General features: G+C 70.9%; 12 protein-coding genes. 4 read left to right on the top strand and 8 right to left on the bottom strand.

What is annotated here, in order from left to right; genetic code table 11:
- Positions 1-12: 12 nt before the first annotated feature.
- The 5 genes from A4R43_RS32100 to A4R43_RS32080 all read right to left on the bottom strand — a co-directional run bounded on the left by A4R43_RS32100 (position 13) and on the right by A4R43_RS32080 (position 5,461).
- Entirely contained in the window at positions 13-609 is a 597-nt protein-coding gene (locus A4R43_RS32100; RefSeq protein ID WP_236808407.1) for a DUF3558 domain-containing protein, read from the bottom strand.
- Positions 593-1,009, bottom strand: coding sequence for a hypothetical protein (locus A4R43_RS32095; RefSeq protein ID WP_113695512.1), 417 nt, complete (start codon positions 1,007-1,009; stop codon positions 593-595). The genes A4R43_RS32100 and A4R43_RS32095 overlap by 17 nt, the downstream gene beginning before the upstream one ends.
- A 98-nt stretch (positions 1,010-1,107) precedes the next feature.
- Positions 1,108-2,370 carry a phosphoribosylamine--glycine ligase gene (purD, locus tag A4R43_RS32090; RefSeq protein WP_113695511.1) on the bottom strand — a complete coding sequence of 421 codons (1,263 nt, stop codon included), beginning with the start codon at positions 2,368-2,370 and terminating at the stop codon, positions 1,108-1,110.
- A gap of 69 nt (positions 2,371-2,439) precedes the next feature.
- Positions 2,440-3,426, bottom strand: a complete 987-nt coding sequence (locus tag A4R43_RS32085; RefSeq protein ID WP_113695510.1) for a TAXI family TRAP transporter solute-binding subunit — start codon at positions 3,424-3,426, stop codon at positions 2,440-2,442.
- A gap of 10 nt (positions 3,427-3,436) precedes the next feature.
- The gene (locus A4R43_RS32080; protein WP_162788659.1) at positions 3,437-5,461 is read right to left on the bottom strand and encodes a TRAP transporter permease; all 2,025 of its coding nucleotides are present in this window, start codon (positions 5,459-5,461) and stop codon (positions 3,437-3,439) included.
- A 155-nt stretch (positions 5,462-5,616) separates the two neighbouring features.
- Between A4R43_RS32080 and A4R43_RS32075 the strand changes: the two genes are divergently transcribed.
- Positions 5,617-6,720: a glycerophosphodiester phosphodiesterase gene (locus A4R43_RS32075; RefSeq protein WP_113695508.1), complete on the top strand. Its 1,104-nt coding sequence runs from the start codon at positions 5,617-5,619 to the stop codon at positions 6,718-6,720.
- Between the two features lie 123 nt (positions 6,721-6,843).
- Here the strand turns inward: A4R43_RS32075 and A4R43_RS32070 are convergent, their stop codons facing one another.
- Together A4R43_RS32070 and A4R43_RS32065 are read right to left on the bottom strand one after the other, a co-directional pair.
- The gene (locus A4R43_RS32070; protein WP_113695507.1) at positions 6,844-7,776 is read right to left on the bottom strand and encodes a TIGR03564 family F420-dependent LLM class oxidoreductase; all 933 of its coding nucleotides are present in this window, start codon (positions 7,774-7,776) and stop codon (positions 6,844-6,846) included.
- Positions 7,777-7,819: 43 nt separating this feature from the next.
- The gene (locus A4R43_RS32065) at positions 7,820-9,106 is read right to left on the bottom strand and encodes an adenylosuccinate synthase (RefSeq protein WP_113695506.1); all 1,287 of its coding nucleotides are present in this window, start codon (positions 9,104-9,106) and stop codon (positions 7,820-7,822) included.
- A gap of 55 nt (positions 9,107-9,161) precedes the next feature.
- Here A4R43_RS32065 and A4R43_RS32060 point away from each other — a divergent pair, with 55 nt between their 5' ends.
- Complete coding sequence (locus A4R43_RS32060; RefSeq protein WP_236808405.1) at positions 9,162-9,845, top strand: hypothetical protein; 684 nt, start codon at positions 9,162-9,164, stop codon at positions 9,843-9,845.
- Positions 9,846-9,945: 100 nt separating this feature from the next.
- A complete protein-coding gene (locus tag A4R43_RS32055; protein ID WP_113695504.1) occupies positions 9,946-10,590 on the top strand; it encodes an HNH endonuclease family protein in 645 nt (214 codons plus the stop codon).
- Here the strand turns inward: A4R43_RS32055 and A4R43_RS32050 are convergent.
- Positions 10,587-11,225 (bottom strand): TetR/AcrR family transcriptional regulator, encoded by a 639-nt coding sequence (locus tag A4R43_RS32050; protein WP_162788658.1) that lies wholly within the window; start codon positions 11,223-11,225, stop codon positions 10,587-10,589. The two genes, A4R43_RS32055 and A4R43_RS32050, sit on opposite strands and share 4 nt — an antisense overlap.
- A 117-nt stretch (positions 11,226-11,342) precedes the next feature.
- Between A4R43_RS32050 and A4R43_RS32045 the strand changes: the two genes are divergently transcribed.
- Positions 11,343-12,521 (top strand): lipase family protein, encoded by a 1,179-nt coding sequence (locus A4R43_RS32045; protein ID WP_418190861.1) that lies wholly within the window; start codon positions 11,343-11,345, stop codon positions 12,519-12,521.
- Positions 12,522-12,591: the final 70 nt, after the last annotated feature.

The following is a 12,591-nucleotide window of genomic DNA, read 5'->3' as shown; positions in this document are numbered from 1 at the left end:
CACGTTCTTCCCCTAACCCCTGGAACCCAAGGTCTTCACCGCGAGCGCCGCCGCGCCCGCCGAAAGCTCGCACAGTTGCCGCTGGTCGAACGCGCCCCTGGTGACCGGGTAGAGCTGCACCCGCAGGGTCTGGCCCGCCGCCACGCCGACCAGCGTCTCGCAGTCGCTGGGCGAGCTGCCGCGGCCGTGGTGCGTCAGCGCCGGGAACCGCTCCACCTGGCGCGGTTCGGTGATCTTGCTGCCGTTGCGGCGGTCGCCGGTCACCCAGGCCTCGAGATCGGCCCCGGTGATCGCCTCGACGTAGTAGGTGTAGTGCGGTTCGCCCTTGGCCACCGGCAGCGAGCAGGTCGGGCCTTCGCGCTGGTTGTCCGCGGGCAGCGGCTCCGGCTGCTCGGTGATCTTCAGCTCGTCCAGCTGCGCTTCGGTGAACAGCGTGCACGGGTCGATCCCGTCCAGGCGCAGCTCCGCCGGGCGCGGGGCGGGCACCGGCGCCGGCGCGGACGGGGGCGTGACCGGCTCGGGCAGCGTCCCGGAGGTGGATTCGCAGCCAGCCACGGTCGCCAGGCCGGCGGCGGCCAGGCACAACACGGGCCTAAGCCGGGTGGACACGCCGGTCCTCGAGGGCGCCGACGGTCGCGTCCTCGTTGCCCTGGTACGTCTGCGAGGCGGTGCGGAGCTGGTCGGCCAGCGTCCGCAGGCCCTCGACATACGAGCGGACCTGCTTCTCGTACGAGCTTTCACCGGCCACCACGACCTCGTTCCAGGCCTCGACGGCGTGCTTGCTCACGATGTCCTCGGACGGCGGATCGATCCACAGCTGGCCGAGGCGCTGCGCGAGCCGCTGCTCGAGCTGCTCCGCCTGGTCGTGGATGATCTTCGCCACCGCGTCCACCTGGTCGGGCTGGACCTGGAGGTCCTTCACGCCGGGCACCGACGGCACGGCCGCGGGCAAGCCCGACGAGGACTGGCGGTAGACCGCACCGGTCACCGACGGCTCGTTCTCTGACATCTGCGCACCCCACCTACGGTTGCCTGTGCTGGCAGGCTACCAACGCGCGAACAACGGCGGACTGCTCTTGGACGCGGAGAACGGCATGCCGGTTCCGCTCAGTTCGCGGGAACCGCGATTTCGCCGTGGACCGCCTTCAGCGCGATGTCGGTCCGGTGGTGCGAGCCGGGCAGGTGGATCTTCTCCACCTTGGCGTAGACCTCCTCGCGCGCGGCGGCGAGGTCGTCCCCGACGCCGACCACCGACAGCACGCGGCCGCCGTGCGCGACCACGGCACCGTCGTCGCGGCGGCGGGTGCCGCCGTGCAGCACCCCGTCGGCCTCGGCCCCGGTGATCACGTCACCCGAACGCGGCACCCCGGGATAACCGTCGGCGGCGATCACCACGGTGACCGCGGCACCCCGCTCCCATTCGAGCGGCGGCTGCGCGGCCAGCTCACCGGTGGCCACCGCGTGCAGCAGCCCGGCCAGCGGGGTGTGCAGCAGGGCCAGCACGGCCTGGGTCTCCGGGTCGCCGAAGCGGCAGTTGAACTCGATCACCTGCGGACCGGTCGAGGTGAGCACCAGCCCGGCGTAGAGCAGGCCGGAGAACGGGGTGTCCCGGTCGGCCAGCTCGTCGACCACCGGCTGCACCACGGTGCGCACGATCTCGTCGACCAGCCCGGGCGGGGCCCACGGCAGCGGGGCGTAGGCACCCATGCCGCCGGTGTTCGGCCCGGCGTCGCCGTCGCCGACCCGCTTGAAGTCCTGCGCGGGGAGCAGCGGCACCACCGTGCGGCCGTCGACCAGGCAGAACAGCGACAGCTCCGGCCCGTCCAGGAACGACTCCAGCAGCACCGGGTGACCGCCGTCGAGCAGGGTCATCGCGTGCGCTCGGGCGCGGTCGCGATCGGCGGTGACCACCACGCCCTTGCCCGCGGCGAGGCCGTCGTCCTTGACCACCCAGGTGGGGCCGAACCGGCCGAGCGCGGCGTCGAGGTGCGCGGGGTTGTCCACGATCTCGCTGTGCGCGGTCGGCACGCCGGCGGTGTTCATCACGTCCTTGGCGAAGGACTTCGAGCCCTCGATCCGCGCCGCGGCGGCGGACGGGCCGAAGCACGGGACACCCGCCTTGCGGACCGCGTCGGCGGCCCCGGCCACCAGCGGGACCTCGGGGCCGATCACCACCAGGTCCGCCTTCCAGCGGGTGGCCAGTTCGGCGACCGCGGCGGCGTCGGAGACGTCGACGGCGAGCGGCTCGGCCAGCGCGGCGATGCCCGCGTTGCCCGGAGCGCAGGCGATCGCGGTCACCGCCGGATCGTGCGACAGAGCCAGGACAAGGGCATGCTCACGGGCACCGGACCCGATTACCAGGACACGCACGGGGCTCAGGGTATCTGGGGCGCCGGAGCCGCCGCACGTTGGTCACCCGCGCGGCGGCTTGACGGGCGATCAACCCCCGAGTGCCTGCTTGGCGCCCGCGTGCAGCGGGACCGGGTCGGTGTGGGCCGCGTGCTCCTTGACGATCTGCTTCGCCGCCGGGTGCACCTGCTCCAGCTCCGCCTTGCGGTCGAAGATCAGCTTGGTCAGCGCGCAGCCGTCCGCGGTGGGGAAGTCGTCGCGGACCACCAGCAGGTTCGGCACCACGATGGTCGGCACGTCGGCGGGCAGCTGGTAGGTGGCCGCCGGAATGGTGCCCGCCTCGTACACCGGGTTGATCTGCTGCAGCTTCGGCAGCAGCGGGGTGATGTCGACGAACTTCACCCCGGCCCCCATCGAGGTGGTCAGGTCGGTGATCTCCGGCGTGGGCAGCCCGCCCGACCAGACCAGGCCGTCGATGGTGCCGCCCTTCATGCCCTCCACCGACTTGCCCAGCGCCAGCCGCTGCGCCTGGATGTCGGCGTCCGGGTTCAGCCCGGCCGCGGTGAGCAGCCGGTTCGCGATCACCTCGGTGCCCGACTTCGGCGAGCCGGTGGAGATCCGCTTGCCGCGCATGTCCTCGACCGAGTTGATGCCGGCGTCCGCGCGCACCACCACCTGGGTGGAGTTCGGGTAGATCCGCGACAGCGCCTGGATCTTCTGCGGCTTGCCCTCGAAGGCGCCCTTGCCGTTGACCGCGTCGGCGGCGGTGTCGGCGAGGGTGAAGGCCACGTCGTACTCGCGGCCGGTGAGCTGCTGGATGTTCTGCACCGAGGCGCCGGTCTCCGCGGCCGTCGCCTTGAGCTTGGTGTTGTTGCTGAGCAGCTGCGCGATGCCACCGCCCATCACGTAGTAGACCCCGCCGACGTTGCCGGTGGCGATGGTGATCCGGCCGTCGGCCGCCTCGCAGGCCACCTGGCCGCCCTGCCCCTGCGCAGGTTCCGCGGTCTGCTTCCCACCGCACGCGGTCGCCGAAAGCGCGACGGCCAGCGCGCCTGCCAGCAAAAGCTTCGAACGCATGACTCTCTCCTTAAACGGCTTCACGAGCGGGTTTCTCGCGCCAGACGAGGTGGGCTGCCGCGGCCACCAGGCAGAGCCCGATGCCCACGGCGATCGCGATCGGTTCGAGGTAGAGCAGGCAGACCGCGGCGGGCACGCACAGCGCCCGCACCTGCCAGCGGACCGGGCCGGCCACCCAGCCGCCGGTGACCACGGCGAGCACGGCCACCGCGAGCGCGGACACCGCCGCCACCCACAGCACGGTGCCGAAGCTCGCCTGCAGCAGCAGGGCCGAACCGTTGTCGGTGAGCACGAAGGCGATCGGCACCAGGAAGGCGGGCAGCGTGTACTTCCACGCCTGCCACATGGTGCCGATCACCGAGCCGCCGGTGATCGCGGCAGCGGCCACCGCGGCCAACGCGGTCGGCGGGGTCACCTCGGACAGCACGGCGTAGTAGAAGATGAACATCGCGCGCTCGGCGTCCGCGACGCCGACGTCGGCCAGCGCCGGGCCGAGCACCACCCAGGCGATGATGAACGACGCGGTCACCGGCACCGCGAGGCCGAGCACGCCGACCGCGACCGCCGAGAAGAACACGGTGAGCACCAGCACCGCCGTCGGATTGCTGGAAATCGCCTGCGCCGCCTGCACGAGCGCGTCCGCGAGCACCTGGCCCAGCCCGGTTTTGGTGATGGTCGAGGTGATGATCCCGGCCGCCGCGCAGACCGCGATGACCGGCAGCGCGCCCCGCACCCCGAGCGACAGCGCGACGGCCATCTCCTTCAGCCATGCCTTCAGCGCCTCACCGCGGTTCTCACCGGAACCGGCCAGCTTGGCCAGCAACGCGAACAACGCGGCCACGCCGGTGGCGTAGACGACCGCGGCGAACGGCGGGATGTCCAGCGCCAGGAACACCACGATGATCGCCAGCGACAGGAAGTGGTAACCACCGCGCAGCAGCAGTTTCCCGGCCTTGCCGTGGGCCACCTCGACGGCCTTGGCGCCGAAGCGGCGGGCGTCGGCCTCGACCGCGAGCACGATGCCGAGGTAGTAGAGCAGCGTCGGCACGATCGCCCAGACCAGCACGGTCAGGTACTCGGTCTGCAGGTACTCGGCGATGATGAAGGCCGCCGCGCCCAGCGTCGGCGGCGAAAGGATGGCGCCGATGCCGGAGGCGGCCAGCAGCCCGCCCGCGTTCTCCTTGGGATAACCGGCTTTGCGCAGGATCGGCCAGGTGATCGAGCCGAGGCTGACCGCGGTGGCCGTGCCGGAGCCGGAAACCGTGCCGAGCAGGAATCCGGAAAGGACGGTGGTGCGGCCGGGTGCCGTGCGCGACCGCTTGAACAACGCGAAGCTGAACTCGACGAAGAACTGCCCGGCACCGGAGGCGTTGAGCACCGCGCCGTAGATGGTGAACAGCACGATGTAGCTGGCGGCCACGTCCAGCGGGGTGCCGTAGAACCCGCTCGCGTCGTTGTACAGCGCGTTCACGATCTGGCCGAAGTCGATGCCCGCGTGCGCGATGCCCCAGCTCTGCGGCAGGAAGCCGCCGTAGTAGGCGTAGGCCAGGAAGGCCACGCAGACCAGCGGCAGCACCAGCCCGGTGGTCCGCCTGGTCGCCTCCAGCACCAGCACCAGCAGTAGCGCCCCGGCTACGATGTCCACAGTGGACAAGACGCCCTGCCGGTCCAGGAAGTCGTCGAACCCGCCGCCGGGAAAGGGCAGCACCGGGTACAGGCCGGTGAGCAGGGCGATCACCGCGAGCACCCAGTCGAGCACACCCGGGTCGTCCGTCTCGGCGCTGTCCTTTCGCGACCGCGGCCGGTAGCAGAGGAACACCGCGGGCAGCGTGCAGCCGAGGAAGATCACCAGGTAGTACTGCACGCCCTGGGCGAACGGGAAGAACACCTGCTTGAGCACCAGCAGCGAGACCGCGAAGCAGACCACGCCGACGAGGAGGTCGGGCCGCCGCGAAAGCTGCCTGGCCGGCCGTTCCTCGTCTTGAACAGCGACCACGTCCGCTGTTCCCGGTGACTTCTCTGTCGTTTCGGCCAAGGCACACTCCGCTCGCACGCCACCACGCTGAATGCACGCTACGGTGTCCCGGCTCACAGATGAAGGGTTGATCCAGATCGCGTTAACCCGTATTTAAGCGGCCGGACTTCCGGGGCGGTGAAGGTAGCGCCGACCCACACACGAGGAGGACGAAGATGGTGCGCAGAAGACTCGCCGTGCTGGCGCTGAGCGGGCTGGCGGTGCTCGGCATGGCGGCGGTGCCCGCGGCGGCGCAGGCCGAGGTGCGGGCCGGCATCGGCAAGGGGCACGATGAGCCGGTGATCGTCGGACACCGCGGGGCGCCGGGCTACCGGCCGGAGCACACACTGGCCTCCTACGAGCTGGCCTACCGCCAAGGCGTCGACTGGGTCGACGTCGACCTAGTGCCGACCAAGGACGGCCAGCTGGTCGCCCGGCACGAGAACGAGATCGGCGGCACCACGAACGTGGCCGACCACCCCGAGTTCGCCGACCGCAAGACCACCAAGGTGATCGACGGCACCAGCTACACCGGCTGGTTCACCGAGGACTTCACCCTGGCCGAGCTGAAGACGCTGCGGGCCAAGGAGCGCATCCCGGACCTGCGGCCGCACAACAAGATCTACGACGGCCGGTTCGAGATCGCCACCTACCAGGAGGTGCTGGACCTGACCCGCGAGCTCGGCCGCGAGCTGCGCCGGGAGCTGGGCACCTACCCGGAGATCAAGCACTCCACCTACTTCCGCAAGATCGGCAACCCGACCGAGCCGAAGCTGGTCGAGCTGATCAAGCGCAACGGGCTCGACCGCAAGAACGCGCCGGTGATCGTGCAGTCGTTCGAGGTGTCGAACCTCAAGGAGCTGAACCGGCAGCTGCGCGTGCGGCTGGTGCAGCTGACCTCGGCCAGCGGCGCGCCCGCCGACTTCGTGGAGAACGGCGACCCGCGCACCTACGCCGACCTGGTCACCCCGGCCGGGCTGAAGGAGATCGCCGGCTACGCCGACTCGCTCGGGCCGGAGAAGAACCAGGTGATCGCCCGTGACGCGGCCGGCAACCTCGGCTCGCCGACCGCGCTGGTCACCAACGCGCACAACGCGGGCCTGCCGGTGGTGCCGTACACCTTCCGGAACGAGAACAACTTCCTGCCGCTGAACCTGCGCTCGTCGGCCGACCCGGCCGCGTGGGGCAACGCGTTCGGTGAGTTCGAGGCCTTCTTCGCCGCGGGTGTGGACGGCGTGTTCGCCGACCACCCGGACACCGCGCTGGAAGCCGCCAAGTAAGGCGTTGAGGGCGCTGACCTGAACACGAATGTGGCTTTCGGGGCGGGTTCAGCCCGCCCCGAAAGCCACATTCGAGACGTTTGGCGTCTCGAAAGCCACATTCGTGACAGCGCCGTCGACGGTTCAGGTCAGGGCGCGGGTGAGTTCGCCGACCAGGCGCCAGGTGCGCAGCTGGTCCGCGGTCCCGGCCAGGTCCGACTGCGTGATCACCACTTCCGTGGCCCCGGCGTCGAAGTAGCGCCGGATCTCCGCCGCGACCAGTTCCTCGTCGCCGATGACCGCGAGCTCGGCGGCCTTCGTGGCCCCGCTCAGCTCGATGATCCGCTGGTACGACGGGATCGAGTCGTAGAACGCGGTCTGTTCGGCCATCCGGCGGCGCGCGGTCTCCAGGTCCGAGGTGACCAGCGCGGGCAGCGCGGCGATGACCTTCGGCGCCGGGCGGCCCGCGGTGTCCGCGGCCGCCCTGATCGTCGGCACGATGTGGCCGGCCAGCGCTTTTGGCCCGGCCAGCAACGGCAGCGTGCCGTCCGCCAGCTCGCCGGTGACGCGCAACGCCTGCGGTCCCATCGCGGCGACCACCACCGGCACCGGTTCCGCCCCCGCCACCTTCGCGCTCATCGGCGGCTTCGCGGTGATCAGCTCACCTTCGAAGGAGGCCGTGCCGGTCTCGAACACCGAGCGCACCACGGTCAGGAACTCCCGCAGCCGCGCGATCGGCCGGTCGTTCGGCACGCCGAAAACCGGTTCCGCGAAGGCGGGCGCACCCAGGCCCAGCCCGAGCGTGAACCGCCCGCCGGTGGCCGCCTGCGCGGTCTGCGCCTGCGACGCGACCAGCAGCGGGTGCCGTCCGGCGATCGGCACCACCGAAACCCCGACGGTGATCTCCGGCACCGCGCGCCCGGCCACGGTGGCCAGTGTGATCGCGTCGTAGCTGAACACCTGGCCGAACCAGGCCGACCGGACACCCGCGGCCGCCGCGCGGCGCGCCTGGCCGACCACGTCGTCCACGGCGTTGACCGCGCCGGCGGCCGGGGCGATGGCGATTCCCAGTGTCATGTCCTGGGCAACCCCGGCCACCACGCCAAGATTCCCGCGTGGCTCAGAGGAACTGGTGCCGCACGATGGTCTGCTCGCGGCCCGGTCCGACACCGATCGCCGAAATCCGCGCGCCGGACAGCTCTTCCAGCCGCTCCACGTACGCCCGCGCGTTCGCCGGCAGGTCCTCGAAGCTGCGGCAGTCCGACAGGTCCTCCCACCAGCCGGGCAGCTCTTCGTAGATCGGCACCGCGTGGTGCACGTCGGTCTGGGTCATCGGCATGTCGTCGGTGCGCACGCCGTCGACCTCGTAGCCGACGCAGACCGGCACCTTCTCCAGCCCGGAGAGAACGTCCAATTTGGTCAGGAAGTAGTCGGTGATCCCGTTGACCCGCACCGCGTAGCGCGCGATCACCGCGTCGAACCAGCCGGTGCGGCGGGACCGCCCGGTGGTCACGCCGAACTCGCCGCCCGCCTTGCGCAGGTTCTCGCCCGCCTCGTCGTGCAGCTCGGTCGGGAACGGCCCGGAGCCGACGCGCGTGGTGTAGGCCTTGAGAATGCCGAGCACCGTGGTGATCCGGCCCGGCCCGATGCCGGACCCGGCGCTGGCGCCGCCCGAGGTCGGGTTCGACGAGGTGACGAACGGGTAGGTGCCGTGGTCGACGTCGAGCAGGGTGCCCTGCGAACCCTCCAGCAGCACGGTTTCCCCGCACTCCAGCGCCTTGTTCAGCTCCAGGCGGGTGTCGGCGATCCGGTACGCGAACTTCTCGCCCGCCGCGAGCACCTCGTCGGCCACCTGCTCCGGCTCGAGCGCCTTGCGGTTGTACACCTTCACCAGCACCTGGTTCTTGAACTCCAGTGCCGCTTCCACCTTCTGGCGCAGGATCTTCTCGTCGAGCAGGTCCTGCACGCGGACGCCGACGCGGGCGATCTTGTCCTGGTAGCACGGGCCGATGCCGCGCCCGGTGGTGCCGATCTTCTTCGCGCCGAGGTAGCGCTCGGTGACCTTATCGATGGCCACGTGGTACGGCATGATCAAATGCGCGTCGGCGGAGAGGAGCAGCCGCGAGGTGTCCACCCCGCGTGCTTCGAGCCCGGCCAGCTCGTCGAGCAGCACCCCGGGATCGACCACCACGCCGTTGCCGATGACGTTGGTCACGCCGGGGGTGAGAATGCCGGACGGGATGAGGTGCAGCGCGAAGTCCTGGCCGTCCGGGAGCACCACGGTGTGCCCCGCGTTGTTGCCACCCTGGTACCGCACGACCCACTGCACGCGGTCGCCGAGCAGGTCGGTGGCCTTTCCCTTGCCTTCGTCGCCCCATTGGGCACCGATGAGCACGATGGCCGGCATGTGACACTCCAGGATGTTTCGGCGACAAGGACTTGGCGCTGGTAAATGCCGGTGCATGACTGTAACGGAGGACCTGGGCGTGCGTGGAGTGGTGCTGGTTTGCGGGCCCGGCGCGCCGGATTTCCCGGCGGTGGACGGCCTGCGCACCGAGGTGGTGCCCGCCCGTCCCGGCAAGGCGGAAGTGGACCCGTTGCTGCCGGATGCCGGGCATCTGGTGGTCGCCGGGACCGACGCCGACCTGGCCGCGGTGGTGTTGCGGCTGCTGCGGAAGGACCGCCTCGGCGGCACCACGGTCGGCTTCGTGCCGCTCGGCGGGGAGTCGGAGGTCGCCGGGCTGTGGTCGTTGCCTTCCGACCCGGCGCACGCCTTCCGGCTGGCCGTGCGCGGCGACGTCGACCCGGTGCCGTTGATCCGCGACGACGCGGGCGGTGTGCTGCTCGGCCGCGGTGAGGTCGCGCCGGTGCAGGGCGTCGGCTACTGCGACGACCAGGTCGCGCTGCGCGGCCGGGCGCGCTCGATCGTGGTCACCCCGGACACCGAGGGCGGCGCGGGCCTGGTCGTCCAGGTCACCAAGGGCGTGTTGTTCCGGCGGCCGGTCACCTTCTACGGGCGCGCCTTCCAGCTCGGCTGCATCCCGGCGGTGCCGGTGTCCGACGGGGTGCCGTACCCGCGCGAGATGAAGCGCTGGACCTGGTACCGCCACACCGAGGACCTGCGGCTGGTGCGCGGACTGGCCTGAGCCGCCCGACGAAAGCACCTACTGTTCACGTCAGCGCGTTGCTAGCTTCACCCATGTGAGTCAAGGTCAGAAAGTTCCCAACAGCTGATCGAGAGGTGACATGGTGACCCTGCATCGCCGCACCGCCCGCACCGCACTGACCACGCTCGGAGTCTCCGCCCTGCTCGTCGCGGGCCTGCCGGGGATCGCCTCCGCCGAGCCGCCGAACATCCCGGACGCCGGCACCGCGCAGACCCAGCTCAGCGAGCTGACCGTGGCACCGGACGGCTCGCCGGACGGCTACGACCGCGACAAGTTCCCGCACTGGAGCGACCAGGGCGACAACTGCAACACGCGCGAGGTGGTGCTCAAGCGCGACGGCACCGACGTGGAGACCGGCACCGACTGCGCGGCCACCTCCGGCAGCTGGTTCAGCCCGTACGACGACGCCACCTGGACCGAAGCGTCCGATGTGGACATCGACCACGTGGTGCCGCTGGCCGCCGCCTGGCGCACCGGCGCGGCGAGCTGGACCGACGACAAGCGCGAGCAGTACGCCAACGACCTCGACGCCCCGCAGCTGATCGCGGTGACCGACAACGTCAACCAGGAGAAGGGCGACAAGTCGCCGGAGGCGTGGAAGCCGCCGTCGACCGGCTACTGGTGCACCTACGCGCGGATGTGGATCGGCGTGAAGCACAAGTGGGAACTGACCGTGAACGACGCCGAAAAGACCGCGCTGTCGGACATGCTCGGCAGGTGTTAACGCAGCCTCGCGATGATCTCCGGGGCGTGCCCCTGCAACCGCAGGACGCCGCCCACGGTGAACTCGGTGAGCAGGTCGATCAGCGCCTCCGGGTCGGGCGCCGGTTCGTCCCAGCTCATGCCGACCAGTGCTTCGGTCATCGCGAAGTACATGGCCACCAGCGCCTTGTCGGTGCGGCCTGACTCCACCCCCTGCGCGGCCCACCGGGCCCGGCTCGCCTCGGCGTAGATCGTGGCGAGCCGGGCCCGCACGCGGTTCAACGCCGGATCGCCCGCGCGCTCGGCCTGCTGCAGCAGCGGCAGCGCGTCCGGGTGCTCGGCGACGAAGGCGAACATCGCCGCGTAGTTCGCGCGCGCCCACACCCGCAGCTTCGGCTCCGAGGCGTCCAGCGCGGGCTTGCCGACCTTGGCGTGGATCAGCTCCTCGGTGGCCTTGACCGCCTCGGCGAAGAGTTCCTTCTTGCCGCCGTAGGTCTCGTAGACGGCCTGCCGCGTGACCCCGGCGGCACCGGCGATCTGCTCGACGGTGGCGGCCTGCGGCCCGCTCTCGGCGAACACCCGCCGGGCGGCACCCAGGATCAGCGCGCGCTGCTCGTCCACCGGCAGCTTGCGCGGCCTGCCCACCCGCCTTGACATGTGCGCCACCTCACCTGAACATATTTCCGACACTGTCGTCGAAAAAGCCGCGCAGCTCACCGGGGAGCCACCTTGCGCCGATCACTCAGCCGGGCGTTCGCCACGGCCCTGTCCGCCATCACGCTCACCGGCCTGGTGTCGTTCGCCGCCGCACCAGCGACCGCGGAATCCTTCTACGATCCGCCGTCCCCGCTGCCGGCGGGCGACAACGGCGACATCATCAAGCACGAACCCGCCGACTTCTTCATCGACCCGGTGAAGCTGATCCGGGCACCGGCCGAGGTGCGGCGGATCATGTACCGCAGCCGTGACACGCACGGCGAGCCGATCGCGGTGACCGGCACCGTGCTCACCCCGCACCAGGCGTGGACCGGCGGCGGCGACCGGCCGATCATCGGCTACGCGGCGGGTACCCAGGGCGTCGGCGACAACTGCGCGCCGTCGCGGGCGATGGCCGCGGGCATGGAGTACGAGGGGCCGTTCATCTCGGGCCTGCTGCTGCGCGGGTACGCGGTGGTGGTCACCGACTACGAGGGCCTCGGCACACCGGGCATGCACACCTACGCCAACCGCGAATCGCAGGCGCACACCGTGCTCGACTCGATCCGCGCGGCACAGCGGCTCGACGCGGCGAACCTGCCCGACGCCGGACCGGTCGCCATCGCCGGGTACTCGCAGGGCGGCGGCGCCTCCGCGGCGGCGGCCGAACTGCAGCCGTCGTACGCGCCGGAGTTGAAGCTCAAGGGCGCGTACGCGGGTGCGGTCCCGGCGGACCTCGCCCGCGTGGCGCGGAACCTCGACGGCGCCTACGCGGCGGGCTTCCTCGGGTACGCGCTGCTGAGCATGGACGAGGCCTACCCGGAGCTGAACATCCGCGGGGTGCTGAACGACAAGGGCAACAAGATGCTCGACCAGGTCGCGACGCAGTGCACCGTCGAGGCGATCGCGGCGCACGCGTTCACCAGGTCGACCGCGCTGACCAAGGACGGCAGGCCGCTGGCGGACTACCTGGACGAGGAGCCGTACGCGTCGCGGCTGGCGGAGCAGAAGATCGGCGAGCGGAAGCCCGCGGTGCCGATGCTGGTGGTGCACAGCACGCTCGACGACATCGTGCCGTACGCGCAGGGCCGCGACATGGCGCGTGAATGGTGCGGGCAGGGCGCGAAGGTGCAGTTCAGCAGTTCGGTGGTGCCCACGCACGTGGGCGGCGCGATCCGGGCGTTCCCGGAGGCGTTCCTGTGGCTGGAAGGCCGGTTCGGCGGGAAGCCGGCGCCCGCGAACTGCGGCTGGTTCTAGCACTGGCCGATGTCACGAATGTGGCTTTCGAGACGTTTCGCGTCCCGAAAGCCACATTCGTGACAGGGGC

The organism is Amycolatopsis albispora, assembly GCF_003312875.1.
Classification (GTDB): Bacteria; Actinomycetota; Actinomycetes; order Mycobacteriales; family Pseudonocardiaceae; genus Amycolatopsis; species Amycolatopsis albispora.
This window is presented reverse-complemented; position numbering and strand designations above follow the sequence as displayed.

What these genes read in the sequence shown, in the direction of transcription:
- A4R43_RS32095 (WP_113695512.1), bottom strand. Translation starts at nt 1,009, where the DNA reads ATGTCAGAGAACGAGCCGTCGGTGACCGGTGCGGTCTACCGCCAGTCC.
- A4R43_RS32085 (WP_113695510.1), bottom strand. Translation starts at nt 3,426, where the DNA reads ATGCGTTCGAAGCTTTTGCTGGCAGGCGCGCTGGCCGTCGCGCTTTCG.
- A4R43_RS32075 (WP_113695508.1), top strand. Translation starts at nt 5,617, where the DNA reads ATGGTGCGCAGAAGACTCGCCGTGCTGGCGCTGAGCGGGCTGGCGGTG.
- A4R43_RS32070 (WP_113695507.1), bottom strand. Translation starts at nt 7,776, where the DNA reads ATGACACTGGGAATCGCCATCGCCCCGGCCGCCGGCGCGGTCAACGCC.
- A4R43_RS32065 (WP_113695506.1), bottom strand. Translation starts at nt 9,106, where the DNA reads ATGCCGGCCATCGTGCTCATCGGTGCCCAATGGGGCGACGAAGGCAAG.
- A4R43_RS32060 (WP_236808405.1), top strand. Translation starts at nt 9,162, where the DNA reads ATGACTGTAACGGAGGACCTGGGCGTGCGTGGAGTGGTGCTGGTTTGC.
- A4R43_RS32055 (WP_113695504.1), top strand. Translation starts at nt 9,946, where the DNA reads ATGGTGACCCTGCATCGCCGCACCGCCCGCACCGCACTGACCACGCTC.
- A4R43_RS32050 (WP_162788658.1), bottom strand. Translation starts at nt 11,225, where the DNA reads ATGTCAAGGCGGGTGGGCAGGCCGCGCAAGCTGCCGGTGGACGAGCAG.